General features: G+C 45.8%; 23 protein-coding genes and 2 pseudogenes. 12 read left to right on the top strand and 13 right to left on the bottom strand.

What is annotated here, in order from left to right; all coding sequences use genetic code 11:
- The gene (locus tag G451_RS0115640) at positions 1-1,230 is read right to left on the bottom strand and encodes a sugar ABC transporter permease (protein ID WP_027184997.1); all 1,230 of its coding nucleotides are present in this window, start codon (positions 1,228-1,230) and stop codon (positions 1-3) included.
- 106 nt (positions 1,231-1,336) lie between these two features.
- On the bottom strand, positions 1,337-2,383 hold the full coding sequence (gene xylF / locus G451_RS0115635; protein ID WP_156921674.1) for a D-xylose ABC transporter substrate-binding protein: 1,047 nt from the start codon (positions 2,381-2,383) through the stop codon (positions 1,337-1,339).
- 481 nt (positions 2,384-2,864) lie between these two features.
- On the opposite strand from xylF, the gene G451_RS32935 reads away from it, so the two are divergent.
- The 7 genes from G451_RS32935 (at position 2,865) to G451_RS0115595 (ending at position 11,627) form a co-directional block, all read left to right on the top strand.
- Positions 2,865-4,073 carry an ROK family transcriptional regulator gene (locus G451_RS32935; RefSeq protein WP_051261560.1) on the top strand — a complete coding sequence of 403 codons (1,209 nt, stop codon included), beginning with the start codon at positions 2,865-2,867 and terminating at the stop codon, positions 4,071-4,073.
- Between the two features lie 73 nt (positions 4,074-4,146).
- Positions 4,147-5,460: a xylose isomerase gene (gene xylA / locus G451_RS0115625; protein WP_027184995.1), complete on the top strand. Its 1,314-nt coding sequence runs from the start codon at positions 4,147-4,149 to the stop codon at positions 5,458-5,460.
- Positions 5,461-5,501: 41 nt separating this feature from the next.
- Complete coding sequence (xylB, locus tag G451_RS0115620; protein WP_027184994.1) at positions 5,502-7,007, top strand: xylulokinase; 1,506 nt, start codon at positions 5,502-5,504, stop codon at positions 7,005-7,007.
- Positions 7,008-7,875: 868 nt separating this feature from the next.
- Positions 7,876-8,994: a spermidine/putrescine ABC transporter ATP-binding protein PotA gene (gene potA, locus G451_RS0115610; protein WP_027184992.1), complete on the top strand. Its 1,119-nt coding sequence runs from the start codon at positions 7,876-7,878 to the stop codon at positions 8,992-8,994.
- Positions 8,984-9,838, top strand: coding sequence for an ABC transporter permease subunit (locus tag G451_RS0115605; RefSeq protein WP_027184991.1), 855 nt, complete (start codon positions 8,984-8,986; stop codon positions 9,836-9,838). Before potA ends, G451_RS0115605 begins: the two co-directional genes overlap by 11 nt.
- The gene (potC, locus tag G451_RS0115600; RefSeq protein WP_027184990.1) at positions 9,835-10,602 is read left to right on the top strand and encodes a spermidine/putrescine ABC transporter permease PotC; all 768 of its coding nucleotides are present in this window, start codon (positions 9,835-9,837) and stop codon (positions 10,600-10,602) included. Before G451_RS0115605 ends, potC begins: the two co-directional genes overlap by 4 nt.
- Complete coding sequence (locus G451_RS0115595; RefSeq protein ID WP_027184989.1) at positions 10,599-11,627, top strand: extracellular solute-binding protein; 1,029 nt, start codon at positions 10,599-10,601, stop codon at positions 11,625-11,627. The genes potC and G451_RS0115595 overlap by 4 nt, the downstream gene beginning before the upstream one ends.
- A 206-nt stretch (positions 11,628-11,833) precedes the next feature.
- Here the strand turns inward: G451_RS0115595 and G451_RS0115590 are convergent, their stop codons facing one another.
- From G451_RS0115590 to G451_RS0115550, 9 genes are all read right to left on the bottom strand, one after another.
- The gene (locus G451_RS0115590; RefSeq protein WP_027184988.1) at positions 11,834-12,883 is read right to left on the bottom strand and encodes a YheC/YheD family protein; all 1,050 of its coding nucleotides are present in this window, start codon (positions 12,881-12,883) and stop codon (positions 11,834-11,836) included.
- A 306-nt stretch (positions 12,884-13,189) separates the two neighbouring features.
- Positions 13,190-13,705 (bottom strand): acyl carrier protein, encoded by a 516-nt coding sequence (locus G451_RS32930; protein WP_051261558.1) that lies wholly within the window; start codon positions 13,703-13,705, stop codon positions 13,190-13,192.
- Positions 13,706-13,780: 75 nt separating this feature from the next.
- Positions 13,781-14,833: a hypothetical protein gene (locus G451_RS0115580; RefSeq protein ID WP_027184987.1), complete on the bottom strand. Its 1,053-nt coding sequence runs from the start codon at positions 14,831-14,833 to the stop codon at positions 13,781-13,783.
- A gap of 314 nt (positions 14,834-15,147) precedes the next feature.
- Positions 15,148-16,209: a YheC/YheD family protein gene (locus G451_RS0115575; RefSeq protein WP_027184986.1), complete on the bottom strand. Its 1,062-nt coding sequence runs from the start codon at positions 16,207-16,209 to the stop codon at positions 15,148-15,150.
- Positions 16,210-16,294: 85 nt separating this feature from the next.
- On the bottom strand, positions 16,295-16,987 hold the full coding sequence (locus tag G451_RS0115570) for a hypothetical protein (protein ID WP_027184985.1): 693 nt from the start codon (positions 16,985-16,987) through the stop codon (positions 16,295-16,297).
- 20 nt (positions 16,988-17,007) lie between these two features.
- A complete protein-coding gene (locus tag G451_RS0115565) occupies positions 17,008-17,289 on the bottom strand; it encodes an acyl carrier protein (protein ID WP_027184984.1) in 282 nt (93 codons plus the stop codon).
- An 84-nt stretch (positions 17,290-17,373) separates the two neighbouring features.
- Positions 17,374-18,381, bottom strand: coding sequence for a hypothetical protein (locus tag G451_RS0115560; RefSeq protein ID WP_156921673.1), 1,008 nt, complete (start codon positions 18,379-18,381; stop codon positions 17,374-17,376).
- 493 nt (positions 18,382-18,874) lie between these two features.
- Positions 18,875-20,107: a DegT/DnrJ/EryC1/StrS family aminotransferase gene (locus G451_RS0115555; protein WP_051261557.1), complete on the bottom strand. Its 1,233-nt coding sequence runs from the start codon at positions 20,105-20,107 to the stop codon at positions 18,875-18,877.
- 154 nt (positions 20,108-20,261) lie between these two features.
- Positions 20,262-21,188, bottom strand: a complete 927-nt coding sequence (locus G451_RS0115550) for an ACP S-malonyltransferase (RefSeq protein WP_027184981.1) — start codon at positions 21,186-21,188, stop codon at positions 20,262-20,264.
- Positions 21,189-21,948: 760 nt separating this feature from the next.
- On the opposite strand from G451_RS0115550, the gene G451_RS32925 reads away from it, so the two are divergent.
- The 3 genes and pseudogenes from G451_RS32925 to G451_RS0115520 all read left to right on the top strand — a co-directional run bounded on the left by G451_RS32925 (position 21,949) and on the right by G451_RS0115520 (position 23,618).
- Entirely contained in the window at positions 21,949-22,377 is a 429-nt protein-coding gene (locus G451_RS32925) for a hypothetical protein (RefSeq protein WP_027184980.1), read from the top strand.
- Positions 22,378-22,852: 475 nt separating this feature from the next.
- Positions 22,853-23,156 (top strand): annotated as a pseudogene (locus tag G451_RS35025) (transposase domain-containing protein); the annotation flags it as partial.
- 114 nt (positions 23,157-23,270) lie between these two features.
- On the top strand, positions 23,271-23,618 hold the full coding sequence (locus G451_RS0115520; protein WP_027184977.1) for a zinc ribbon domain-containing protein YjdM: 348 nt from the start codon (positions 23,271-23,273) through the stop codon (positions 23,616-23,618).
- Positions 23,619-23,702: 84 nt separating this feature from the next.
- Here G451_RS0115520 and G451_RS34585 read toward each other — a convergent pair whose 3' ends face one another.
- The gene (locus G451_RS34585) at positions 23,703-24,089 is read right to left on the bottom strand and encodes a diguanylate cyclase domain-containing protein (protein ID WP_051261556.1); all 387 of its coding nucleotides are present in this window, start codon (positions 24,087-24,089) and stop codon (positions 23,703-23,705) included.
- Here G451_RS34585 and G451_RS35365 point away from each other — a divergent pair.
- Together G451_RS35365 and G451_RS33710 are read left to right on the top strand one after the other, a co-directional pair.
- Complete coding sequence (locus G451_RS35365) at positions 23,988-24,254, top strand: hypothetical protein (RefSeq protein WP_425387508.1); 267 nt, start codon at positions 23,988-23,990, stop codon at positions 24,252-24,254. The genes G451_RS34585 and G451_RS35365 overlap by 102 nt on opposite strands.
- A gap of 43 nt (positions 24,255-24,297) precedes the next feature.
- Positions 24,298-25,496, top strand: a pseudogene (locus G451_RS33710) (IS256 family transposase).
- Between the two features lie 273 nt (positions 25,497-25,769).
- Here G451_RS33710 and G451_RS0115505 read toward each other — a convergent pair.
- On the bottom strand, positions 25,770-26,228 hold the full coding sequence (locus G451_RS0115505; RefSeq protein ID WP_027184975.1) for a hypothetical protein: 459 nt from the start codon (positions 26,226-26,228) through the stop codon (positions 25,770-25,772).
- Positions 26,229-26,325: the final 97 nt, after the last annotated feature.

Genomic DNA, 26,325 nt, shown 5'->3' with positions numbered 1-26,325 from the left:
CTACCGTCGGTTTTTGTTGAACACCACATCGAACCAGACGGCGACGATGAGAACCAGACCGATAATGACCTGCCGCATAGCACTGGATATACCAAGCAATATCATGCCGTTATCCAGGCTTTGCATAATAACTGCGCCTAAAATGGCTCCTGTGATGGTGCCGGCTCCGCCGCTCATGGAGGTTCCGCCAATGACAGCGGCCGCGATAACGTTGAGTTCGGCGAGCATGCCCATCGTGTTGGCTCCGGCATTGAGTCGGGCTGTCGTGATAACGGCAGCAATCGCGCTGAGCACACCCATAATCGTAAAAATGAGCATGGTGACACGTTTGACGTTGATACCGGAAAGCTCTGCCGCTTCAGGATTTCCGCCAATGGCAAAGACGTAGCGACCAAAGCGGGTCGTTTTCGCGAGCAGTGACATAATGATGACAACAGCAATGAGAATAAGCACGGGAACCGGGATACCGCGTGGAATTTCCGTACGTGGCTTGTAATACGAATTCATGATGAAGACGAATGCGCAGACGGCGGCAACCATAACGCCGAGCACCACGAGTTCTGCCCACAGTGGTTTCAGGTGGCATCCGAACGCATGGCTTTTCTGGCGATGCCTGATGGTAGAGAACGCGAGCCACGCTATAGCGAGGAGTGCTAGAATCCAGCTCCACGTTGCACCGATGGAGCCATCAATGCCACCGCCGAGCAGTTGGTAAACAGGATTCAGTGGAGCAACGGTTTGTCCATCCGTCACGAGATATGCAGCACCGCGAAAAATGAGGAGACCTGCCAGAGTGACAACAAAGGATGGGACTTTGCGGGAGGAAACCCACCATCCTTGCCATGTCCCGATACAAGCGCCAATAGCGAGGCCAATGACGATAGATAACGGCCAATTCCAGGCCGCATCAATGGGAAAGACGACAACCTGTACATAAGCAATGACCATGCCTGTGAAGCCGAGCATAGAGCCGACAGACAGATCAATCTGGCGTGCCACAATGACAAGTACCATGCCTGTGGCCATGATACCGACAACGCTGGTTTGGACAGCCAGGTTATAAAGGTTGCGTGCCGTGAAAAAGATGCCATCCGTCAAAAAGTTCAGGATGATCCATATAGCGATAAGAGAAATGAGCATCGTCAGCATGCGCGTGTCGATTTCCATTTCTCGTAACACCTTATCCAGGGACTGGGTTACCGACGTGGGATGACTGTTCGTATCCGCCATGGCTGTCTCTCTTGCTTAATGCCGTGATAAGAAGGACATTTCACATTTATGGATCCGGATGAAACTGGAACGCCAATCGGTGTTCCAGTTTCATCTTTACTCAGGACTATTTGCAGGCTTGAGGAGCCTTGGCGGGGTCAACGCCTTGGCAAGCGGCCTGTTTGGATATCCAATCGGCATCGATGACAACGTCAAGATTGTCCATCGTGATAGGGATCGGTTTAAGCAGAATAGCCGTCATTTCGACTTTCTTAGGGCCATCTTTGAAGACGATGCTGTTGGCAACTTTTTCGTTCTTCGCAAGAGTTACAGCAATATCGGCAGCTTCTTTACCGAGTTGACGAGCGTCTTTCCATACGCTGACGGTCTGCAGACCGCGAGCGACACGATTTAATGCAGCGTGGTCACCATCCTGTCCGGAAACCGGAGTAATCCCTTCCATGCCTTGGGCGGTCAAGGCTGCCACAACACCACCGGCTGTGCCATCGTTCGAGGCAACGACTGCATCGACTTTGTTATTCGTCGCGGTCAGAATTTGTTCCATATTGCGTTGAGCAACTTCGGGTTTCCAACCTTCCGTATACTGATCGCCAACGATGACGATATCGCCTTTATCAATGGCGGCCTGCAGCACTTCACGTTGACCGGCATTCAAAAAATCGGCGTTGGGGTCTGTGGAAGCACCTTTAATGAAAACGTAATTCCCTTTGGGTTTGATTTTGAAGACTTCGGCAGCCTGGAGACGGCCGACTTCTTTGTTATCAAAGGTCAGGTAAAACGCATATGGATCTTCAATCAGGCGGTCATATCCGACGACGGGAATACCTTCGGCTTTGGCTTTGGCTATGCCAGGTCGAATGGCGTCGGAGTCCCAAGCGAGTACGATAAGAGCATCGGCACCGCGAGCAATGAGGCTTTCAATGTCGGCAATTTGTTTTTCAGGGCTGGCTTGTGCATCAGCACTGATGTATTTGGCGCCAAGTTTTTTCAGTTCATCCTTGATGGCTGCTTCATCTGTTTTCCACCGTTCCTCCTGAAAGTTGGACCAACTGACCCCAATAGTCAGATCTTTCGCGAAGACTGTACCGGCAAAAAGTACCCCCACCATACCGAACGCCACGAGAAGAGCGAAAGACCACATACGTTTGTTCATGACCTAAACCTCCAGATAATCGTGAAGTCACACAGTTCACACACCCACAAATATACCAGAATAGTGCCGTAACCTCAGTGGATACGGCATTCCAACGTAGATATTAAAGAATAGTGTATGTCAGAGACAGTTCGCTTAGGCAAGTATTAATTTTGTAAGTAAATTAAATTGTTTGATTGATTAATCAATATTTGTTGATCTTAACATCCTGTTTTAACAGCCTATTATGTGTATTTCGGAAGAATGCCTTGTTATTATTTTCGTATTCAAGGATCAAATGGTGAATTCACCTCTTTTTTCTTCATAAGGTGAAGCTCATTTTTCCATAAAAAATGAGGTGTATATTTGGGAGATAGTATGGATTTTTACTAACATTCTTATTTTAATTGATATTTTATTATTCATGAAAAAGCTATTCAGAGTGAATTGAAAATATTAGGACTAGACATTGATTTCGAGATTGAATTAATGAGGAAAGGTCATGTCAAATGAACGTCCCGATCCCATACGTATGCGGAATAGACTCCGCATTCTCAAAAAGATTCGTCGCGCCGGAAGTATTTCTCGTGTGGAGCTTTCTGCACGTACCGGTTGCAGCCGAGCTACCGTGACAAATATCACGGCCGAGCTCATTGAACGCGGTATCATTTATGAAAAAGAGACGCGGGTAACGGAAAGCAAAGGGCGGCGGCGTGTCATGTTGGCCATTGATCCGACAGCGGCATATGTCGTTGGAGTGAAGGTCATGGCATTCAATATCGGAGTCGCTGTTATTGACTTTGCTGCCAATGTATTGGGGTCGTTGTCTATTCCTGTGCGATCCAAAAGTCGTCCACTTTCCCATCTTGCTGATATTATTGAAGATGGTGTGCGTATATGCATCAAGGAATCAAAAATCGAAAAGAACCACGTCCGCGGCATAGGCATGGCTATTCCCGGCTTTGTCGACCATGAGCATGGTCGTTGTCTATGGACACCGCTTTACAACGATAGCCAGGGCGATTTGTGCGCATTGGTTTATGAACGGCTTGGTATTCCAGCTTTTATCGAAAATGATGCCAACGCGATCACTCTCGCCGAGCAATGGTTCGGCCATGGGCAGGATATTGATGATTTTCTTCTTGTGTCCATCGAGCAAGGCGTTGGTCTGGGTATTGTCGTCAATGGCGAGTTATATCGAGGTCATAGTGGCATTGGCGCTGAATTTGGCCATGTTGTCATTGAGCCGGGTGGACGGCGGTGTCGTTGTGGTAAAAACGGCTGTATCGAAGCATATGCCGGTGGAGACGGAATCATGCGGGCCGTTAGCGAAGCCAATGCATCCGGATTGTGGACACATCCGAGCATGGAGATGCTTTCGTTGGAGGAGGTTATCGACCTCGCGCAATCCGGCGACCCATTTCTTCAGAGCTTGTTTCATCGTGGCGGTGAAGTGCTCGGGCAAGGTATCTCCAGTCTGCTCCAAATTTTCAATCCCGCAAAGATTATTATCACGGGACAATATGTTAGTGCTGGTGAGATGCTGTTCGCGCCAATGCGACAAACGATCAAGTCTTTGACAAATACTCAGCAGTATGAGGCGACTGAATTCGTTGTGTTGCAATGGCAAGCCACGGATTGGGCTCGAGGCGCCGCGAGTATTGTGCTGCAGGAGATGTACGAGTCACCGTTTGATCATATCAAAGCGTGATCGTGTCTCACGTCGTGTTGTGTTTCTTGTGTTTGTAAAAGCAAAGAAAAACCTGAACCAAAGGCAGGACGACATGAAAACATTCTTCCCCGAAGTTTCCGCTCCTATTGCGTACGAAGGGCCGGATTCCAAAAATCCTCTCGCCTTTAAATATTATGATGCTAATCGTATAGTTGGAAACAAGACCATGGCCGAGCACCTACGCATAGCCGTCGCGTATTGGCATACGTTTGTCGGTAACGGTGGAGATCCATTTGGTGCACCAGCGTATGAACGGACATGGGATACTGGTTCCACTGCACTTGAGCGGGCAGAGCATCGCGCTCGGGCCGCCTTTGAATTTTTTACGAAGCTCGGCGTCAACTTCTATTGCTTTCATGATCGCGACATTTCTCCCGAAGGAGCCAATGCGTCCGAATACGTCAAAAACATGGAGCATATGACCGGCCTTCTGAAAGCGCTCCAAAACGATACCGGCGTCAAGCTGTTATGGGGCACATCCAACCTGACAGCGAATCCGCGGTATACGCACGGGGCAGCCACGAACCCCGATCCAGCTGTCATGGCATGTGCCGCCTTGCAGGTAAAAACCACCATGGACGCCACCAAAGAACTTGGTGGAGTCAATTATGTGTTCTGGGGAGGGCGAGAAGGGTACGAAACGTTGCTCAACACGAATATGCAACGCGAAATGGAGCAAATGGCCCGTTTTTTCCATATGGTTGTGGACTATGCCAAAACCACAGGCTTCACCGGGCAATTACTCATTGAACCCAAGCCGAAAGAGCCGACCAAGCATATGTATGACTTCGATGCGGCTACTGTGCTGGGATTCTTACGGCAATATGATCTCATTGACCACTTTAAGCTTAATATCGAAGCCAACCACGCAACACTAGCCGGGCACACTTTCGACCATGACCTGACAATTGCGTCGATGAATGGGAAGCTTGGGAGTATTGACGCCAATGTGGGCGATTTGTTGCTTGGGTGGGATACGGACCAATACGCCCTGGACCTGGAGACCGTTACGAAATGCATGCTTATTGTGCTCAAGCAAGGTGGCTTGAATCCGGGCGGCTTGAATTTCGATGCAAAGGTTCGCCGCGGCTCCATTGACGGCCTCGACCTTTTTTATGGTCATATTGGTTCTATGGACGCTTTCGCTCGCGGTCTCTTGACAGCTCAGCGTATTCTTGACGACGATCTCTTGCCAAAATTCGTTCGCGACCGATACGCAGGGTATGACGATGGTCTGGGAAAGCGTATTATGGACGGCAAGGAGTCTCTGACATCGCTGGCTGAATGGGCCATGAACCATGAAGAACCACAGCGTCGAAGCGGTCGTCAGGAAATGCTGGAAAATTTATTACAGAGTTATTTTTAGTTTAACACACCACGGATCGTGGTTGAGAGTGAGGAGCACGCATGGCACGCCTTTTTCTTGGCATCGACTCCGGCACACAGGGCGTCAAAGTTGTTGCGCTCGATGAAGCGACAAAAACGCTCATTGCTGAATCATCGGCTCCGCATGAGCTGATTACAAATGATAACGGGCGGAGAGAACAGCATCCATCCTGGTGGATTGATGCTGTGTCGATTGCGTTGGAACACGTCCTCGCGGCCGACGGGGTTGATCGTTCATCCGTTGCCGGTATCGGAGTCTCGGGACAACAACATGGTATGGTATGCCTTGATGCCAAAGGTGAGGTTATTCGACCAGCAAAATTGTGGTGCGACACCGAAACCGCCCCCCAAGCTCGAGGACTGACAGACGCGATTGGGGGGAATGAGGCGGTTGTTGCCGCGACCGGGAATTCCATGGCAGCTGGTTTTACAGCTCCCAAACTCGCCTGGCTCAAGGAAAACGAGCCGGAAGCCTATGAGCGTGTTGCCACGGTGCTTTTACCTCACGACTACCTTAATTTCTGGTTGACGGGAGAGAAGAAAACGGAATGCGGAGATGCATCAGGCACGGCATATTTCGATGTTCACTCCCGGACGTGGAACCCAATGATTTTGTCGGCCATTGATCCTTCGGGGAAACTTGAAGCATGTCTGCCGGAACTCATTGCATCGGATGCTCCCGTTGGATTGTTACGACCGGAGATTGCAGACCGTTTTGGTTTGTCTGAAAGCGTGGTTGTCTCATCGGGTGGTGGAGATAACATGATGGCCGCCATTGGAACGGGGAATGTTGTTCCCGGCGTGGTGACGACAAGTCTTGGGACATCGGGGACGATCTTTGCCTGTGCTGATCATCCTGTAGTGGACCCACAAGGTGAACTCGCCGCATTCTGTTCCAGTACGGGGCTCTGGTTACCATTGATTTGTACCATGAACGTTACCGTAGCGACGGAGACCGTGCGATCCTTATTGGGCAAATCCGTGGCAGAGCTCAATCAAGCTGCTCAGGCTGCACCGGCCGGATCTCATGGAGTCATGCTTTTGCCGTATTTCAATGGCGAACGAACTCCAGCCTTACCTGAAGCACGTGGTGTATTTGCCGGTTTGACTCCATCCAATATGACGCCGGACAACTTGTGTCGTGCGGCAATGGAAGGAGCGACATACGGGTTGCGATACGGCCTCGACGTCTTGGTTCGGCTCGGGGTGGTACCGACGGAAATTCGTCTTGTCGGAGGTGGTTCCAAGAGCCGATTATGGAGACAGATTTTGGCTGATATCTTCGGTTGTCCCGTTGTCTGTCCGACCACAGCCGAAGCCGGAGCTCTGGGCGCGGCAATTCAAGCTCTGTGGTGCCGACGGCAATATGATGGCGTGCCAATAGAGATTGGAACATTGACGCAGGAGTATGTCGGGCTTGATCCGACATCGCGTGTCGAACCTGACACCAATAATCAGCATATTTACGAGGACTGCTATCAGCGGTATCTTGATCTCAATGCTGCGGCACGGTTTCTCTACGGATAGACCGCTGTCATAGGTGAAATACATATATTGGTATTGTAGAAAAAAGGCCGCATGCGCAGATCACGCATGCGGCCTTTCTCAGTGTGCCAGGCATGGCGTGAATCTCGGAGGTGCAAGTCCTCTCCAGGCCCTGATGGTGGGAACTGGTAGCTGAAGGCAACTGCGTCGCTGTGAGGCAGGGTGGAAAGGGTCTTGTCTTCCATTGCTCGTCGGGACGATTCCTCAGTACAGGTGCCATGCTTGTTCGGTGGTGTGAGAAGGAGAAACCGTGAAGAGTTCCCATACTCGATTATCAAAATGATTTTATTCCTGTGTCTACGTCGGTGCTTCAGCCTCTGGATTGTACTTGTCGTAAAAAAATCGAAAGCTCACCATTTACGCATTCATATTTGCTTGACTCATAAGGAAGTGGTGCTCTATTCGATGCCCTCGGATTTGTCGCTGAATGTGAATGAGTGTTGCTTATTGCACAATATGCGACGGGATTGCCGTTTTCGTTCGTGCCAGTTGGGTTTCCCTGGTGACGAAGGATTTGGGGAAAGATCTCGAAGAGGTCTCATGATGATTGCTGTTTGATCGATATACATCATGGATATTCCCAACGATGCGTCGGTAATCGTATTGTTTCGGGAGTGCGGACTCCTCCTCGGAATACACGCGCTTGGTCAACTCAAGATGCATGATCTTGAACAGGGCGCGTGAACGCATCAGGATGATGATCCATCTGGAAGCTCTTCTTCGGTATTGCTTTCCTGCACTCTATGCCCTCCTGAAACTTTCGAAGTATGATTGAACGTTCTCGCTGCCAGAGACAACGGAATTGTGTCCTGTGGGAGAAAAGAAGAAACCCCCGAGTGGAGGAAGAGCGGTGGCATGTTCAATTGTTGATATATCTCAGGTGAGTAAGTCTTTTGAGGGGCTTGTCGCTCTGCAAGATTTTAATTTGTCTATCGAAGATGGGGAATTTTTGACCCTGCTTGGTCCGTCGGGATGCGGCAAAACAACGGTATTACGTATCATTGGCGGCTTTGAGACGTGTGATCATGGCGATGTTGTCATTGACGGCGTGTCCATGAAGGGGGTGCCGCCGGAAGCTCGTACGGTCAACACGATCTTTCAGAGTTACGCCTTGTTTCCGCATATGAACATCTACGACAATGTTGCCTTTGGGTTGCGCATTGAAGGAATAGCCAAATCGGATATTGCCACCATGGTGCAGGAGGCGCTGAAGCTGGTTCGGCTTGAAGGGATGGAAACGCGGAAGCCCTCCGAATTATCGGGAGGGCAACAACAACGTGTGGCAATTGCTCGTGCGATCGTCAAAAAACCACGAGTGTTGCTCTTGGATGAACCTCTTTCCGCGTTGGACTATCGCTTGCGCAAACAAATGCAGAAGGAATTGAAGGCACTACAACGAACGCTCGGTATTACGTTTGTCCTGGTGACGCACGATCAGGAAGAAGCGTTTACCATGTCGGATCGAGTGGTTGTCATGAACCATGGTCGCATTGAGCAGGTCGGTTCGCCGAAAGATATCTATGAAACACCGTCCAACTTGTACGTAGCCAGGTTTGTTGGTGAAATTAATGTTCTTGATGGTGTCATTGTTGAGCGAAAAGACTGCAATTTTGCCGCAGAAGTAGAAGGCGTACAGGTGTCCGTCAAGTCGAAACGAGATTTTAATCCAGGTGATAAGATCCATGTCCTACTTCGACCAGAAGATTTTCGCGTCGAAGTGATGCGCGAAGTGAATGAATCGCCTGAACTTGCGAAAAAATTTGCCAAAGCGTTGCTTACAGGCGTTGTGGAACACACGTTCTATAAAGGCGCTACATACGATGTGGATATTGTCTTGGACGATGGGAAGAAAATTCTGATCTCGGAATTTTTCGATGAAGATGCGGAAACTCTCTATTTCCAAGCAGGGGATAGAGTTGCCGTGGGATGGTTCGAAGGCTGGGAAGTGGTGTTGCCGCATGAAAGGTAGCTCGATCACCAAATATGTCATTATCGGCGGTGTCCTTTGTTGGATAGCGCTGTTTGGAGCTGTACCGACGCTGATGCTTCTCGGTATGAGCGTACTCACCCCACATCCGAGCGACCTCATTGCTCCCGTCTTTTCTCTGCACAGTTATGCACGTCTTTTCGCTCCCGCCTTGGTGACGATGTTCGTAGAATCGTTACTCATGGCAGGGACGGCAACCGTTCTTTGTTTGTTCGTTGGGTATCCGTTCGCTTACATTGTTGCCCGAATGAAAAAGCGACATGCTAAAACGATGCTGTTGCTCGTCATGATTCCGTTCTGGACAAATACGTTGATTCGAACTTACGCCTTAGTCACGGTGCTCAAAGCGGACGGTATTTTGAATAGCGTATTGATATATTTCGGTATTATCAAAACGCCGCTTGAATTGATGTATACCCCGATAGCGGTGTTTATTGGTCTGCTGTATACATTGTTACCGTTTATGATCCTCCCCCTCTATGCGACGATTGAGAAGCTCGACTATAGGTTGTTGGAGGCTTCGCGGGATCTTGGTGCAACCCGCTGGATAACGTTTAGAAAAATCACATTACCGTTGACATTTCCCGGAATCATCTCCGGCAGCATGTTAGTTTTTTTACCAGCCCTGGGCATGTTCTATATTCCTGACGTCCTTGGCGGTGCCCGGAGCATGCTGCTTGGCAATTATATTCGCGACCAATTTTTAGTTGCTCGTGATTTTCCCATGGGAGCGACGGTCAGCATCGCTTTGACGATGATGATGTGCGTTATGCTGTTTGTATATTATCGAAGCGTCCGACGTTCGGGCAGGAAGGCGTCCTTATGAACCGGTTCGTCAAAGCTGTCTATTCCGGTTTGGTGTATTGTTTTCTGTACCTTCCGTTGGTGACGATGGGTGTCTATTCCTTCAATGCGTCGAAATATTCGTTGTCGTGGAAGGGGTTCACTTTGAAGTGGTACGGTAAGTTGTTGACCAACGCCTCTTTGCTTGATGCCGCTATGCATTCTCTGACCATTGCGGTGGTCTCGGCCACCGTGGCGTGCGCCATTGGAACACTAACGGCGTTCTTGCTGCACCAGTATCGTTTTGTCGGTCGGAAAGCATTGTTTGCGAGTATTTTTGTCATGATGATGTCGCCAGACATTGTGATCGGCATTTCTCTCCTTGTACTCTTTTTGGCCGCAGGGTTGACCCTGGGGTTTGGGACGTTACTCATGGGACACGTCACCCTCTGTACACCATTTGTTGCGGCCACTGTGTATTCACGATTTCGGGATTTTGATGCTTCTGTCGTCGAGGCCGCGAAGGATCTTGGTGCTTCGGAGCGTCAGGTTCTTCGTTATATTGTGCTGCCTATGGCGGGACCAGCTGTTCTGGCAGGGTGGTTGCTCAGTTTTACCATGTCGCTCGATGACGTCATTGTCAGTTTTTTCACTACAGGGCCGACGTATGAAGTCTTGCCTTTGCGTATATATTCCATGGTTCGACTTGGCATTAAACCGGATGTCAATGCTTTGAGTGTGTTGATGATCCTTGTGACAATTACCGCCGTGGTGTTGTCCTGGCGGCTTATTAAGGAGAAAACATGAAACGTATTCTGTTTGCCGTTTTGATCACGGTGCTGTGGGTTACCTCTGCATATGCCGGAGGGGATTTGTATTTGTATATCTGGTCCGAATATATACCGGACGAGGTTGTACAGAGTTTTACTAAAGAAACCGGAATTCAGGTTCATCTCTCCACGTATGACAGCAATGAGGCGATGTATGCCAAAGTCAAGCTGGCCGGGCAGGGGTATGACCTGATTGTTCCCTCCAGCGACTATGTGAGCCTCATGCGTCAACAGGAATTGCTGTTGCCATTGGACAAGTCCAAGTTGACCAATTTCGCTAATCTTGACTCCAAGTTTGTGAATCAGTCGTTCGATCCGGAAAATATTTTTTCTGTTCCTTATATGTGGGGCTCAACGTCTATTACCGTGAACACTGGCAAAATCGATGAACATGCGGTGACCAGTGTTGCCGATCTCTGGAAGCCGGAACTCAGTGGGAAACTGTTGTTGCCCAATGAACCACGAGAAACGTTCACGCTCGCGTTGAAGCTTCTCGGGTATTCCGTCAACGAGACCAATCCGGCGCACCTTGAAGAGGCCTACCAAAAGCTTCGCGAGTTGTTCCCGCACGTGAAAGTATTCGATTCCGATTCACCCAAACAAGCATTGCTATCCGGTGAAGTCGCGGTTGGTGTTGTGTTCAATGGAGAAGCCTTTATTGCCAATCAGGAAGATTCCGCCATTACATATGTGTATCCTCCTGAAGGCTATAGCCTTTGGCTGGACTCTCTGTGTATTCCCAAAGGTGCCAAGAATGTCGATGAAGCCCATGCATTTATAAACTATCTTCTTCGTCCGGACATATCCGCCATTATCAGCGCCGAAATGGGCTACGCGACACCGAATGCCAAAGCCATTCCTCTCGTCCCAGAAAATGTCCACAACAATGTTATTGTCTATCCCACGCAAGACATTATTGCTCGTGGTGAATTTCAAGATTGGATCGGCGATGCCATGAAATTGTATGATGAGTATTGGGTGAAACTGAAGACGAATGAGTAGAGGTATAAGCGCTGTATAGGGGGATAGACGATACAGCGCAGAATACTGAAGACTGGTTATAATTTCGAATAAAATGTCCTGGTACTATATTATGGTATCAGGACATTTTATTCAACAGTGCGAATATAATGCATTACATCGCTGCAGTCTTCCTAAGTCGGAGAGGCAGTCGCAAGCAAAAGAAATGCAGGACTCTTGTCTTACTCTCATTGATTTTGCGTTGATGCTACTAAAGATAAAGCATAGCTAATTGTATGAATAGCTCGTTCATGTTCATGCAAAGAAGATTGTGGAAGCGCATTGGTTTCTACCAACCAAATTTTGTCCTCATCATCCAACAAAAAATCGATTCCCAGTTCAGATAAGGGGCGAGGGGATGCCGCGCTTTGAATTTCGGCTATTTCAAGGGCTGCTTGCTGTATTTCTGCTTCTATCTCAGAGGCCGATCTGTTTTTTCTAAGTTCAAGGTACTTCATCAACGGACCTTGGTATCCTCCAAGGCTGACATTGGTTGCCAAGGAACCTACTTCAGCCAAACGCACGTAAGCTCGTGTTATTCCCCAGGCCTGGTTCGCATCTCGTTGCACATGAACGCGAATATCTGCGGCTCGGCCGTCAGGAGCTGTAGATTGTATGTACTTTTGTATTAGAAAATCTCTATAGGCCAATCGCCCTTCTATTCGAATCGTTATTTCGTCGGCGACTTCTGTCAGCGTGAAAATTTTTTCTTTGTTGTTACTGATAGACCACCCTGACGTTTCTTTAAGAATAAAATATAGCCCTACGCCTTGGTTTGCATTACTTCTTTTAATGACAGCACTACCATGTTTGAGAAGGAAATCCTTGATGGCCTCACTGGTATTGGTCTTAGGAATTTGAGCCTCTGGAATGAGATAGCGCTCATATTCTGTGTCATGAATTAAGCTTGCTAATTTAAGTTTGGTTATACCAATGTCATTAATACAGAGGCATGCTTCACGTATCCATGCCCGTAACTGGTTTTGTTGTCCATTGGTGACAGCACCAGAAATAATTGCGATATCTGGGAGAGATTTTTTTTCGCTTTCCCAGCCGGTGGGGCTCCACGTCCATGTTAAAATTTCGTTTTTGGCTTTGTTAAAGTCTGACCAGTCCAATATAGTAAAAACAGCGCCTTGAAGAATTGCTTCAGCATGTAAAGCCCGAAGACGCATGGGGGGAAGAGCTTGGCGTGGATCTGTCTTGAACGGTAAAAAGCCAATACGAATATGAGACATGAGACTTCCTCAATTGTGTTGTCATCAATTGCATAATGTTGACAGTCCTGTTCGAATACATTGAGTTCCTAAAAAAGAGTCCAACATTATGAATTATAATGGTTTTTCACCATGAGATTTCAAGTTATGAAGGGACTGCGCAATTTAGCACGGTATTCTTTTGTTTACAGGGATGCCAAGAAGCGGGGGATTTTCATCGTTGAAATATCGATAAATATGTTTATTTTTCTGGACTATTACAATTAAGGGGCGTCATCTGCTAAAGTTTTGTGCTGTAACGTTCGATCTTTTGTTCCCCCTTGATGTTTACTGATTCGCGGAATTTTGGCGCAATAAATATCTATTGAAAATACGTTTGCTTATCTTATCAATTGAGATCTCTTCGGCCAAAAAGGTTTCTGGGTGAATATCGATTCCAAATTCGTCAGATAATTTTGTTGCCATAACGACAGCATCAATTGAATCAAGATCAAAGTAAGAGAGGGGGTTTGTTGTATCGATTGTTTCGGCAGGCTCCCCAATCAAATTTGCTAAATAATCTTTTATCCAATTCTTGAGAGGGGTGGGGTTGGATGATGAGTATAAATCAAAAATGCCTGCACATATAGTTTCAATTGAGGCGTCTTTATTTAAAAAAATCTCGGGATCAATCGCAATCCCGAATGTTGCTGATAATTTTTTCCCCATTACGCCTGCGTCAACTGCGTCAAGATCAAAGTACAAGAGCTGTTTATTGACATCGATTGTTTCAATTGGTTCACCAACTAAAATGGCGAGATAATTTGTTATCCAATCCTTGAGTGAGTCCAGATTGATAGTCATACCCAATTTTTTCCTTGAGCTGCATAAATCTTTTTTGATTGCACTCAGGTTGTGATTTTTTTCAATTTTAACAACTCATGAAAAAACATGTTGTTCTGCCAAGTAATCCAGAATTAAACCTGCAACATCTACGACCTTGCCTTCCCAAGGGTAATAAAAGCCCGTAACTGCAGGGCTTGTATTCATCTCCAGTATCCAATGATTTTCTTTTTGGGCTGGCTGTTTTATGTCTTGGATTATGAGATCTACACCTGATACATACAATCCGGGGACACTTTGGCAGGCTTGTTCAATGATTTTACAGTAACTTGAGTGTACTTCTTCTTTATCAAGCAAAATTGTGTCGGCACCTGATTTTCCTCCATTGGAGGTTCCAAGGAGAAAGATTCTTTGTTCGAGAGGAAGAATATCGTCTAACGTGAGGTTCTGCATAGCAAGAAAATCAATAATCCGCTGGTTCATTTTGTATGGCGGATGAAAAGGCAGATTCCTCTCACGCCTTTTTGCGTTTTTTGCCGCAAAAAGATCTTTGATGGAAGAAACACCATTTCCAATGACGTGAAGAGGAACGCCTTGTCGTATGCCTACAATTTGGGGCTTAATATAAAAGAAACGGAAATGATCACCCGTTACACTTTCTTCAACCAGAATATTAGGTTCTGTTTCCGCAACTTGACGAAGGGCGTATTCATACCATTGTTGTTCATAGATAGATGGGAAAACACCTCGTCCTTCAGCACCTTTATTGGGCTTCACGCAGATAGGCTTACGAAATGAGTCAAAAGCATTGATAGCCTCGTCAATGTGGCGGCGTCTAAAAAAAAGACCACGAGGGACACTGAAACCTCGCTCTTTGAGATGGGTCTTCGTTCCAAATTTATCGCCAACAAGTACGGATGCTTCATGGTTAATATTGAGACCAATTCTGCCCCATTTATCAACCCCAGCTTCTAAGAGCATACCGTTGGCATAACAATATTGTTTTTGATTAATTTCGAAATGTAACCAAGTTCTTCTGTCTTTTTTGTATTTTTTGTAAAAATTTACTATATTCCGAGCATCTGCTGCTGCCTTCATCACGACTGTATTGGGGCCAGGAGTAAAATTTTCTTTTTGGGAAGTGCTCATGTTGAATCTGTTACTTCTTAGTTGTTGAGCTAGAGCGAGTCACTTGACTTTTCTGCAGTGAAGTCTAACGCATGTTGCCTCTGTTCAGAAGATAGCTGGAAGTCTCGTTTCGTGGGCTCCAGACGCTGCTGTCTCCAAATTATAAAGACTGAATTGTAGTAATTGTACCTAGTTGAAGAGGTTGACGTCAAGTTTTTAGGTCCCCCTCCAATGTTCGAAGACGGTGGAGGAGAACATCTTGTCCGTAGTCCCTCGTCCAGAAAACAGGGGAGTGTCCCCAATACTCTTGTATGCCAATGAGAAAGGACAAATGTTCATTTCTCTACACTGATATTGGATTTGAGTCCTGCCAGTGCTAAGGCATAATTTACTGTATCTATAGCTCTTTCATGTTCATGCAAAGAAGACTGGGGGTGGGTATTGGTTTCTACCAACCAGATTTTATCTTCATCATCCAACAAAAAGTCGAGCCCCAGTTCAGATAAAGGGTGTGGCGATGTCGCGCTTTGAATCTCGGCTATTTCAAGGGCTGCTTGCTGTATTTCTGCTTCTATCTCAGAGGCCGATCTGTTTTTTCTAAGTTCAAGGTACTTCATCAACGGACCTTGGTATCCTCCAAGGCTGATATTGGTTGCCAGTGAGCCGACTTCAGCCAAGCGTACATAGACTCGCGTGATACCCCAGGTTTGGTCATAACCACGCTGCACATGTGCGCGAATATCTGCTGCACGACCATCAGTTGCTGTTGATTTTATATATTTTTGAATCACGAAATCTCTATACGCGAGACGCCCTTTTATGCGGCTCATGATTTCATTGACAATTTCTGTAAGTGTAAAAATAATATTTTTCTTGTCGCTTATCCGCCAGCCAGACTGTTCCTTCAATACAAAAAGCAGGCCAACTCCTTTGTTCGCATTACTTCGCTTAATAACGGAGCTGCCATACTTTGTGAGGAAGTTTGCAATAAATTCTCCGCTCTCTTCCTTGGGGATCTGGGCATCAGGAATGAGGTAACGCTCATATTGGGTGCTGTGTAGCAGGGCAGCGAGCTTGAGTTTATTAATACCAATGTCATAAATATAAGGACGCGTTGCTTTTATCCATTCGATGAGTCGGCGTTGTTGTTCATTGACAGGGCTACCAACAATTACTGTTATATCTGAGAGATATTTCCGCTCACTTTGCCAACCGCTGGGACTCCATGTCCACACTAAAATTTTGTCACTGTCTTCACGAAAGTCTGACCAGTCCAGGAGTTCAATTCTAGCACCGTGGAGGATAGCCTCTGCATGTAAGGCGCGAAGGCGCATAGGGGGCATGGCTTTTTGTATATCTGTTCGAAACGATACGTAGCCAATACGAGGAGTAGGCATGAGGTTTCCTCAAATTTATGGTTCAGCGATTGTATAAGTGTTGATGAGTTCGTTTGGACGAGAGTGTTTTATAACAACGATCGAACTAGATATGTGCTGATACTATTTCTTTTAATAGGACAATCGTTGGTTCTTTAAGGTAGGTGCCATGAGGCCCATGAAGATGTTTCCATTGGAACGATTTAAGTCTTTTTTTCCAGTATGGGAGCGGGTCTCTCTCATAGTTGAATGGATTGAAAGGGCTCTCGCTTCCGAAAAGCATGAGTATGGGGCCTTGGTATCTCCGTTTGGCTATATAATCGATTGTGATCAATTGCGGGAATATCCCGCATTGACGAGAGAGTTGGATACACATTGACTCCACGACTGGTGCGCCCTGACAATTTCCACAGTAAATGAAATCCTGTCTATTAAACAACTGCGTAGCGCTCTCAAGATAGCGCTTTGCAAGTGGCTCGGTGTACCGAGCTTTTTTTACCCAACTTTTCTCAACACCATGGGGAGATTGCGCGGCTATCAGCGGTTGGTTTTCATCAAGTTGATACGCGAAGAGGTAGGGTTCAGCCCAATTGTTGAAACACCAAAAAATTGGTTTTTTTTCCCCAAATCTATTAAACACTAAGAGTTCATCATGTGAAAGTGCCTTATTCACTGAAGATTGGTCACGCATGTTCCGTATTAATGATAACACCCCTTCAAATTCGACCTGTTCATCTTGGTGGAGATCGACATCAAACATCTTTTCGGGAATGTGAGCCCAGCGTCGAAATGCGTCCATCTCTTGCATGCTCCGGTGTGTTAAGAGACTTTTTCTTCTTTATGGTTCGAGTCTGAATAATCTATTTGAAGAATACGTTCACAGAGTTCTTTGATTGAGGCTGCTACATCTAAAAACATCTCTGGATGGATAGTAATTCCAAATTCTTCTTCTAATTTTGTTCCCATAATGACAGCGTCCACTGAGTCCATATCAAATGAAGACAGAGGATCATTCGTATCGATTTTTTCGATGGGTTCATCGATCAACACGGCCAAGTAATTTTTTATCCATTGTTTGAGAGAACTCATATCTGTAGACATAGCGAACCTATCACCCTCCTATTCTATAGGGCCTTTGTAGCCCTCTTGAAATTGTTATACGATATGATCTTCCAGGCTATAAAATCATGAAAAATCATGCCCTTCTGCCAGAAAATCCAGAATTAATCCAGCAATGTCTACGACATAGCCCTTCCAAAGGTAATAAAAAGCTGTCAGCGAAGGATTCATATTCAGTTCGAGGATCCAGTGATTCTCTTGGGACGCCGGCTGTTTCCTATCCCGAATGATGATATCCACCCCCGCAAAATACACCCCAGGAATACTCTTGCAGGCCTGTTCGACAATGGCGCAGTAACTGGGGTGAACTTCTTCTTTATCGAGCAAAATGGTGTCAGCACCAGCCGTCCCATTGGAAGCTCCGTACAGAAAGACCTTTTGCCCAATTGGGGGGATATCTTCCGTGTTCAGATTTTGCATTGCAAGGAAATCTAGGGACTGTTGATCCATTTCAAACGGAGGATGCGTGGGGAGATTCCTTTTGCACCTTTCTGCATTTTTTGTTTCAAGGAGATCTTGAATGGTCGTAATTCCATCTCCAATCACGTGAAAAGGTATTCCTTGTCGTATTCCTGCAATTTGAGGTGAAATATAAAAGAAGCGGAAATGATCACCTGTTACACATTCTTTAACCAAAATATTGGGTTTTACTTTCGCAACGTGATGGAGTGCGTACTCATACCATTGGCTGGTATAAATTGATGGAAAAACATTCTTCCCCAGAGATCCTCTATTGGGCTTTACACAGACAGGCTTGCGAAATGAATTAAAAGCATTGATGGCTCTATCTATGTGGCGGCGTCGAAAAAAACGCCCCTCAGGAACGCTGAATCCAAATTCTTTGAGATGCGTCTTCGTCCCGAATTTATCACCAGTGAGTGTGCTCGCTTTATGGTTAATATTGCGGCCAATTTTGCCCCATCTGTCATTAATAGCTTCAAGAAGAACGCCATCGGCGTAATAATACGTTTTTTTATTGGCCTCAAAACGTAATTGAATCTTTATTTCTTCGAATTTTCGGTAAAGATTTGGCAACCCCCGAACATCTGCTGCTTCCTTCATAAGAACAGCCATGAAGTCAGGTTTCAGGTCTGCGCGATCTTTTTTGATGTCATCATGTATCTGCGTCACAATGTTCCACTTTATGCTTCGCCTAACTTCGATTTGATTCCTCAAAATATGCGCAGTGTCGATAGGAACAGTAGGTGTTCAAAAAAAATTTTGCTAAAAAAAGAAATTTTGTCAATTGTGTTTGGTTGTCATAGACAAAATCTATTTCTTTTAAAAAATATTTTGTTCGCGATAGAATTCTCGTGAAAGATTCTGTGTAGGACTATTGAAAAGCATTTATATGACATGTTGCATGTGGGTACGTTGTTTTCTTTAAATTATTCAATTTTTGCGATGGAAAATCTGTAGAATGCATGGTTTTAGTTTAATTAAATTTGATATTAAATGTCTGGATATAGGTTGTGCACAATGGTATTGTTGGAGAGAATAAATTAATGTTCATTTTTTTGTTGCTATGGAAGAAATAGGTGGTATGCACGGATAACTCATGCTGTTTTTACTTTTTTGAGATGTAGTCTAGGACTTGTAGAATTGTTTCGCCAATGATGACCATATCATTTTCTTCAAGATACAAAGGAAGTTTCAAGTCACATGCGACAATGAGCATACATTTTGTGTTTGGTAAATCATGGTTTTCTCGGATATATTTCCAGTTCCAATAGCATCGTGCATTATTTTCTTCGATGCCAAAAACGGAGATGTCAATGTTTTGCATCTTCATTAATTCGACAAACCGGCTTATTTTTTCTTTTGAAAGTCCAACAAGGTTAAACTGTGCTGAATCGTGTATTTTATATACAGTAGAAGATGTTTCGGGTAATTCGATATAGTCAGAGTGCCGAATTATATTGTAAAGAATTTTGTAATTTTTATTGTATTTTCTCCCATTATCATCAATTAATGGAATTTGAGCTCGTGCTATTGCAGCGGTAACATTGGATATTCTCAAGTTGTAGCTTGGAATTTTCTTTTCGAATTGAGAGATGATGTTACTGCCGATAAAGTGTTTTTTATAGGATTTTTCATAAGAACCAGAATACAAAATTGCTTTTGCAATAATTTCGTCATCATTTGTAATAAGCATGCCACCTTCACCCGCGTTGATCATTTTGTGCGACTGAAAGCTGAAGCAACCAGTAAGGCCAAAAGTTCCAATGGGCTGGTCGTTATATTTTGCTCCAAGGCTGTGGGCCGCATCTTCAATGAGACATATATTGTTCTTACGACATAACGTAATAACAGTGTCCATATCAGAAATGTGACCTCTCATATGAGAAAGTACAATGTATTTTGCGCCACACGACATTTTACGACGAAGGTCTTTCAGATTAATCGTATAGTTTGAATTGCACTCAACCAAAACAGGTTGGCCTCCGGCGTGGGTGATACTGCTTGGAACAGCGGTAAATGTAAATCCTGGAACAAGGACTTTATCGCCTGGTTGTAGGCCTGCACTCAAGAGTGAAATAAAAAGAGCACTAGAGCATGAGTTGACGGCAAGGGCATATTTTGTCCCTATATAGTGTGCGAAGTCTCTTTCAAGGAGGGCGGCTTCGGACTCAATGGGAGCATTGCATCCGTATCGAAAAAGTTCTCCAGATTTTAGGATCTCTACAACTTTTTGGATTGCAGCTTCTGGTACGGGAGTTGAAGCTGATAAATTTTTGTGAAATCTTTTCTTCCCCCCTTCAATAACAAGGGGCTCGGTATTGTCGTACGTCTTTGCCAACAGAAACTCCTGTTATGCTACTTTATGGATTCCAAAGAGAGATGCTAAATACTTTTAAGGATATTGCATCTTGTCGTATGAGTATTGTGATATTTCTACAGAGCTATGATTTAAAAAATAATTGCGAATGTTCTTGATGATACATCGTAATAATTTATCTTTTTTCTAATTGCATTGAATACGATATATTGCGGATATGTCTATTAATGAATAGACCGAACATCGTCAGTATTTGTCCGTAACCTATTTCAATAAATTCATTACATCCATTTTCTATCAAATGCTGAATACATTTTTCCCATTGTACGGGGGTGCTAATTTGTTTCGCAAGTGTCTTTTTCAGAAGGTTTTCATCAGTGGGGAGAAACTCTCCCGTGACATTGTCTAGTACTGGAGTCGTGAATGTATCGATTGGTTCTTGTCTGAGATATTCGAAAAATTGGGTGCTGGCTTCGTTGAGAATAGAGCAGTGCCACCCCCCGCTGACAGGCAATTGTACGACTTTTTTCGGTGATAAATCTTGGATTTTCTCTAGCGCGATTTCAATAGCTTCCAATGTGCCAGCTAAACTATATTGTCTTGCACAGTTGTAATTACTTATTGTAATAAAATGTCCTTCTTTTCTTATTGACTCGCAAAATTCTTCTACAAGAATTTCTGGAACACCAATAACAGCCATCATGCCACTTGGTGTTTTTTCTATACATTGGTTCATAAACTCAGATCGTTTTGCAACAATTCTTATTAATTGTTGATACGATACGCCACCAGCCGCATATATTGCCGTCCATTGTCCAACACTGTATCCCGCAGAGTAGGTAAATTCTGATTTTTCTGATGTTCTCCACATCTCCAACATTAATGCACTGACGAGAACAGTTAATAAACTGCTTGTTTTATTCTGGTTGATTTGTTTGGGATCGGAAACAATATCTGCAAGGGATTTGGCATCAAGTTCTTTCAAGATTGGTTCAGAAAATTCATTAAGCTTGTTATAATTTGCAACAGAATTGAGCATTGTTGGGCCATGAGCCCCTTGGCCAGGAAAGAGTAACCCCAGTGATGCTTCAGACTTCGTCATATTCTTAATCCGTGTTTATTCCTATTCAGGGCATCCTGCCACTTTGACGTTATTTTTATGCTGCATTTTTGCCGAATTTTATAAATTAGTTCAATGGGATGGAGTGCCAAAATGCTCAAGTCAAAGAATATAATAGAGGAGATTCGCTGTCTAGTTTTCAAGTCTACTCATTTGATTTGACGCAGATCATCGATCAAAAAGTAAATCAATACGGAATTCCAAATCTTCTCCTCTTTCTTTGTAATATTAATATAGTTGTTTATTGAAAAAGACTCAGCTCATTGTAAGGTATAAATGCATATTTCTTGATAATTGTTGCCTATTCCTCTCGAACTTGATGTCACCGATGGAAATGCGTCAGGCGGACTGCTTGAAAAGCGTCGTTATTGTATGGATATGAATGGTCGTAACGCTTGAAAAAAAACATAATGCGTTGATTTCTCTCATACATTGTACTGAACCAGCTCCAGTGCAGTGAATGTGGAGTGAATGCAATTCACTCATAAGTCTGAAAGATGCGAAATCGAAGCTTTGTACCGTGATGCTGAGAGAATAAGAGTGATGTATTTTTGACAAAAGTGGGGACCTACGGCATATTATTTATTACTCTGGATCTTCAGGCCTCTGCCGCGTCGAGTGATCATGCGCTGTAGGGTGGAAAGAAAGGACGAGGGGATATGCCCTGTGTGCGCGATATCCGTTTGGCCAGTCGCTCAGGGCCTCATGGGGGAAAATGTTTAACTTTTCATAGGGGGAGACCATGCGTATTCTGGTTCTTGCGACAACACTGCTGTGTACTGCAATCCTGACGATTCCTGCCTTTGCCGATACCGCTGTTCCGGATTTGAAGGGCACGTGGGATTTGACATACGAAGCGGCGATCCAAAACAACACGGAAGAGGAGCAGGCGAAACGACACATGGACGACACAGGTTTTTCCAGCCTGGATGTTGTAATAACGATCGATAAACAGGAAGGATTCAAGTTTTCGGGTACGAAAGCCTCCAAGAAGAGAACGGAAAAACTTTCGGGTGTCATCGGCTTTGACAACCAGTCCGCCTACATGGTGGATGAAGACGGCATGATGATATGCCGTATTGTGAGCCCCGATAAGATAGAGCAAATCTATCTTCACGTCACCACGAACAGATCCGTTGCCTCGCGCGGTATGATGACGCGGAGACATTGATTGTGACTCCTCTGCGATAAGAGATACACAAAGAATGCAATGCAAGGGGCGGTTCACGAACCGTCTCCTTGCACATGAACGCCTACAATCCTCGACGAAAGCTTTGGGGAAATGTTCACCTTCGCACAAGTGAAGATCATGGCATTGGAGTCGATGCAGCTCCAGATGCAAACACAGCCTTTATGTGAAGTCCGGTCAAATCTCCAACAGTATGTTGTTTTCAATTGCGCTCAGAATTTGTTGCGCTTTTTCAAAAAGGTGGCTCGGATTGATCGGACCATAGAGGACGGTATCGGACGATGAGTTTCCGATTTCGATTTGTTTTTGTTGGCTTTGGGGATTTCTTTGGACTTGCTTGGATTTTGAAATGAGGGGAGGCCTCATATTGATGTCCTATTACATTGAAATAAAATGATTTTAAGTTGTGTGTTGGGGCGTTGCCCCCAAAGTTGAAGATGGCATCTTGCTGTCGGATAACAATGTGGCCGAAAACGCCATCCGTCCCTTTGCGGTCGGTCGGGAAAAACTGGCTCTTTTCGGGTTCGCCCAAAGGCGCTGCGGCAAGCGCGGCTTTGTACAGCCTTGTCGAGACCGCGAAGGCCAACAGTCTGGAGCCGCTGCGGTATCTGCACTTTCTTTTTAAAAGGCTGCCGTATATGAGGTCCGCTGACGAGAGAAGAGGCTTGTTGCCACAGTATCTTGCCGCCGAGGAATTGGCGTGGAAAAAAATGTTGAAGATTGGAATAGCTTGGAAAAATGCGCTTACCCAGGAACAGTGAATCACCCCGGACGTTCTTGCTGGCCATGTGGGACAACCCCAGCGTCGTCCCTGGCCAGTAAGCATCGGTCAGTCATTTTCTGCAATGAAAGCGCACAAACAATGAGAGAGAGTCATGGAGACAATACCCAACTGTCCGCAGTGCAACTGCGAATATGTGTACCACGACGGCAGCATGTACGTTTGCCCCGAGTGCGCCCTGGAGTTCCAAGCTGCTGATGCAGCCGCCGACGCGGGAGAAAAGGTGTACAAGGACGCCAACGGCGCTGTTTTAGTCGATGGCGATACGGTCATCATCATGCAGGATTTGAAGGTGAAAGGCGCTTCCGGCCCCATCAAGAAGGGCACGAAGGTGAAAAACATCAAACTGATCGAGCCCACAGACGGCGTACACGACATTTCCTGCAAGATTCCCGGCTTCGGGGCGATGTTTCTCAAAACATCGGTCGTCAAGAAAGGCTAATGCTTGCAAGGGTTGTGAGGAGTGGTCCCGAAATGTGGGGCCGCTTCTCGGGCATGTGAGAGGCTGATTTTTTTCCCGCCAAGCTCAGCTGCAGACGCAATTTCGTCCCGCCGCCTTCGCCGCGTATAACGCTTCGTCAGCTTTGATCACGAGTTTTTCTGGGGGAATGTTTTCTTGCGGTATGGCTGAAGCCACGCCAAGAGAGAGGGTGACATAGCTCTCGACAGTGGATTTTTCATGAGGAATCGCCATGCTGGCGACAGCCTCTCGTATTTCTTCGGCCATTCTTTGAGCGCCTTCTATGTCGGTATTGGGCAAGATAATGATGAATTTTTCGCCGCCGACAAGGCCTATGACTGCAACAGCTTCATAAGTCTCGTTATCGGGCAGAATGCCAAGCCCGTTATTCCTCCCAAAAAGAATCGTCGCAACGAGAGGAAATACGACACGCACATTTACAAAGAACGACATCTCGTAGAGCGCTTTTTTTGTAAACTCAAAGAGTTCAGACGAATCGCTACTCGTTCGAGAAGTTGGAGATTACTTTCTTGGCAATGGTCATTATCGCTTCATGTCGAGTTATACTCAAAAGTGGTGTTTGAAGAGGTAGGAGGGGTGACGTACCCTGTCGGGTGAGAATCCACTATGGAAACCGCGACAAACTGGAGGTAAGTCCCCTATGAGCAAGGGTAGTATTTCGATCTTCGAGGATCAAGCTGCAAAGCGGAATATGTTGACAGAATTGGCTCGGCAAGGAGCAAGGCAGATTTTGGCGCAAGCTCTTGAAATCGAGGTTCAAGAACTATTGGAACGTGTTGCTCAGCCTCTTGCTGACGGTAAAAGGGGCGTTGTCCGAAACGGTTATCTTCCTGAATGTGATATTCTTACTGGAGCGGGTCCGGTCCCCGTGGAGGTGCCGAAGGTTCGCGACAGAACTGGCAACGGGATCAAATTCACCTCCAAACTTGTTCCGCCGTATCTGAAGCGTACGGAGAGCGTCGAAGATTTTTTACCTTTGCTGTACCTGCACGGCATTTCCACCGGCGACTTTAAAGAGGTTTTAGCCGCATTGTTCGGATATAAAGCGCAAGGGTTGTCCTCAAGCAGCATCGGCCGATTGAAGCAACAATGGCAGGGCGAAAGGAATGGAACAAGCGTTCCTTGAAGGGGCACCATTACATCTCCATCTGGGCTGACGGCGTGTACTTCAATATTCGGGCTGATGATGACCGCCAATGCATGCTTGTGGTCATTGGTGCTACGACGGATGGTCGCAAAGAGCTTCTTGCCGTGGAAGACGGGTTCCGTGAATCCGAGCAAAGCTGGTACGAATTGCTCGTCGATCTCAAAACTCGTGGTCTGGAAATCCCTCCCAGCCTGGCTATTGCAGACGGTGTCCTCGGTTTTTGGGCGGCATTGCGTAAACTCTTTCCTGGAACCAAGCAGCAACGCTGTTGGGTTCACAAAACGGCCAATGTTCTCAATAAGCTGCCCAAATCCATTCAAAAGAAAGCCAAGGCCGGTTTGCATGAAGTTTGGATGGCTGCAACGCGTGAGAAGGCGAATAAGGCTTTCGATTTGTTTCTCAAAAAGTACGAAGCTAAATATCCCAAGGCTGCGCAATGTCTCAAAAAGTACGACTAACCCTATTGAATCGACCTTTGCCACGTTCGATTGCGGACGAGTAAAACCAGGGGCTGTGCTTCGCGGGATACGATTCTGGCCATGGTCTTCAAGCTGGTTCAATCTGCGCAACAAAGCTGGCGCCGATTACGCGGATATAAACTGCTCGACAAACTGATTGCTGGTGCGAAATTCGTCAACGGCGAAGAAGTGTTGGCTGAAGAAGTGGATGAATCTGGCAGGGAAGCCGCCTGACCACAAACACCACATTTGACTATAATTCGTAAAACTGATCGCGAACCGCAACCCCAAACAAAAAATTACCCCTAATTTTTTTGTAAAACTACACGTTCAAGTCCACAGTCGGTTGCTAGGATATAAGTCTGGAAGTTCTACAGCCCCCCATATTGAGAATTGTTGAGATTCTAAACGTATAAAAATTTACTAGAAGCCATGTGAGCGTGCGCGGACTACTTCGGAATGCACACTCACATGGGGCTTTCCTGATTAACGAGAGTGACGGATTGCCTACTGCTTGGGTTTACTTTCCTTTCGGGAAAAAATGGTAATACCGGCGACCTTAGAAGCTTTCCCCGGTTCCAGGTATTTGACAATCATGGTGTCCTGATCCCTCAGCGAACCGATGAACACTCCATCTTCGTCAGCCATATAGAGATCCATTGTTGTCTCGTCGATGACGCCTACCAGTTGTTCTTTTGCTTTTGATGAGGATTTGGAGCCGTGAAAGGCCCTACCGTCCTGCTTATCAATAGTGAGAGTAAAGTCTACATGTAGGAATTTCGGAATGTTTGATTCCTCGGTATGAGCGAGTTTACCCACGACAACAGCGTCGGACGTTCCCGTCCATACACCCGTGATATCAGGGATTGCGCCTGCGCCTGTGCTTTGCTCCGCGGCCAAAGTTGGGATCACTGGTAAAGCGCAACTAAAAAAAAGTAAGAAGATCAATATACGCATGTGAGACATTGATTCCTCCTGGGGTTTGTGCCGCAATAGCGTATGTTCATGTAGGCTAGCGACAATATTGTCAATCGAATTGATTCACTCTTAGTATGGTGCTCCT

Source organism: Desulfovibrio inopinatus DSM 10711, assembly GCF_000429305.1.
Lineage (GTDB): Bacteria > Desulfobacterota > Desulfovibrionia > Desulfovibrionales > Desulfovibrionaceae > Alteridesulfovibrio > Alteridesulfovibrio inopinatus.
Note: the sequence above shows the minus strand (reverse complement) of the source record. Positions and strands in the feature narration are given on the sequence as shown.